Source organism: Intrasporangium sp. DVR (assembly GCF_040365325.1).
Classification (GTDB): domain Bacteria; phylum Actinomycetota; class Actinomycetes; order Actinomycetales; family Dermatophilaceae; genus Intrasporangium.
The window spans coordinates 1-1,043 of sequence record NZ_BAABZW010000008.1 but is presented as its reverse complement, the minus strand read 5'-3'; the positions used below and the strand labels follow the sequence as shown (position 1 = coordinate 1,043).

1 protein-coding gene is annotated in these 1,043 nt (G+C 69.6%); it reads left to right on the top strand.

Annotated elements, in window-relative coordinates:
• Positions 1-1,016, top strand: a 1,016-nt coding sequence (locus ABWV20_RS08370; protein WP_353354514.1) for an IS3 family transposase, incomplete at its 5' end; no start/stop codon positions are given.
• Positions 1,017-1,043 lie beyond the last annotated feature (27 nt).

Below are 1,043 nucleotides of genomic sequence, written 5' to 3'. Positions count from 1 at the left end.
GGGGAGCTCGACCCCCGAGGGCGATGACCATGGGCTTCATCGATGAGATGCGGGCCAAGGGTCATGCGGTCGAGTCGGTCTGTCGGGTCCTGTCCGAGCAGGGCTGCCAGGTCGCCGCACGCACCTACCGGGCGTGGAAACGGGCGCAGCCCTCGACCAGGCAGCTCTCGGACGCGTACCTGATGAACGCGATCTGGGACCTGTTCCACACCGAGGTGACCACCCCGGCGGAGCTGACCGCGGGCCGGCCGCGGCGGTGGGTGGCCGCGCCGGAGTCGCTGTACGGGCGGCGTAAGGTGACCGCCGCGTTGCGTGCGCAGGGCCACGAGGTGGCGCACTGCACCGTCGCCCGCTGCCTGAAGGCCATGGGGCACAACGGAGTTCGGCGGCTCAAGCGAGTCCGCACGACGATCCCGGCCAGCGACGGCCGGCGGGCCGGGGACCTGCTCGGACGCGACTTCACCGCGCCGGGGCCGAACCGGGTCTGGGTCACCGACTTCACCTACGTGCGCACGTGGGCCGGGTTCGTGTACGTCGCGTTCATCCTCGACGTGTACTCGCGCCGGATCGTGGCCTGGCACGCCTCGATGTCCAAGCAGACCGACCTGGTGATGATCCCGCTGCGGATGGCGCTGTGGCAGCGTGACCGCGACGGGCACCCGGTCGTCGCCGGCGAGCTGGTCCATCACTCCGACGCCGGCTCGCAGTACACCTCGATCCGACTGACCGAGCACCTGGACCTCGAGCAGATCGCCGCGAGCATCGGCTCGGTCGGCGATGCCTACGACAACGCGATGATCGAGAGCGGCAACGGGCTGTACAAGACCGAGTGCATCCGCACCGAGGTCTTCCACCGCGGCCCGTACCGGACCCTCGCCGACGTCGAGTTCGCCACCGCCGGCTGGGTCGAGTGGTACAACAACAGAAGGCTCCACTCGGCGATCGGGATGCTCAGCCCGGTCGCGTACGAGCAAGCCCACTACGGCGCCCTCACCCCCGAGGAGCAGCCAGTATGAGAGCGGCAGAGAACCCGTGCCGGTTCA